The 895-nt window shown below is 26.9% G+C and carries 1 protein-coding gene; it reads left to right on the top strand.

Annotated elements, in window-relative coordinates; translation table 11 throughout:
• The first annotated feature begins 82 nt into the window (after positions 1 to 82).
• Complete coding sequence (locus ON17_RS02670) at positions 83 to 709, top strand: hypothetical protein (RefSeq protein ID WP_017191961.1); 627 nt, start codon at positions 83 to 85, stop codon at positions 707 to 709.
• Positions 710 to 895: the final 186 nt, after the last annotated feature.

Raw genomic sequence — 895 nt, 5'->3', positions numbered from 1 at the left:
TTATTTTCCAACTTTAAAAAACAATTTCTTAACAAAAAACAATCTTTCAAAATCACTACAATTCAATAAAAAGGAGAAAAAAATGAAAAACGATACAAATCAAGGAATTATCATCGGCGGATGGAATACCAAAACCACCCCTACTGATTTAGAACAAATTAAACTCTTTTTACAAATTTTAAAAGAAGATTTAATCAATCTGACCATTATAACCCACTCTAAAAAGAAAAATACCTACCAAGAAGCCAATTATCGCCCAAAAAACCAAACTCTATTTGTAGACCCTCAAATCTTAGAAGAAATTAAACAAACAAAAATAACCTTAATTAATGATAATTTCTCTTCTAGTAATAGCAAACCATTACTTTCAGATTTAACCTCTCTTAAAAGCCAAAATAACCCCCTTAAAACCTCTCATGATATCTTTCAAATCAATTATAAAAATGAATCTAAAAACGCTATCAAAGAATTGATCGGCAAAATTAATACTCACAAACTAGAAACTCTACAATTATACCAATTAGACCCCAATAAACTAGATAAATATCATAACCCAATCAAAACTAACTATAAGAAAGGTCTAAATATCATCTATTATCGCCCAGAAGATGTAAAATATCTTCAATTCTTCTTAACCAAAACCAAACAAGGTTATCGGGTAAAAAAAATACATCCTATGTATAAATATATTTCAAAACAAAAAGACTAACAGTTTTATAACAGTTTACTAACAACTTTATAACACTTTACTAACAGTTTTATAACGCTTTATTAACAGTTTTATAACAGTTCGCCCTCTTACAATAACCTATATCAACATTAACCTTTTTAAGGAGTGATATTTTATATTTTATATCGATAATGATAATGATACTCGATATTTGATATTATCGTT

The organism is Poinsettia branch-inducing phytoplasma str. JR1, assembly GCF_000309465.1.
GTDB lineage: Bacteria > Bacillota_I > Bacilli_A > Acholeplasmatales > Acholeplasmataceae > Phytoplasma > Phytoplasma pruni.
The sequence above is the reverse complement of the archived record's forward strand: the minus strand, read 5'-3'. Positions and strand labels throughout refer to the sequence as shown.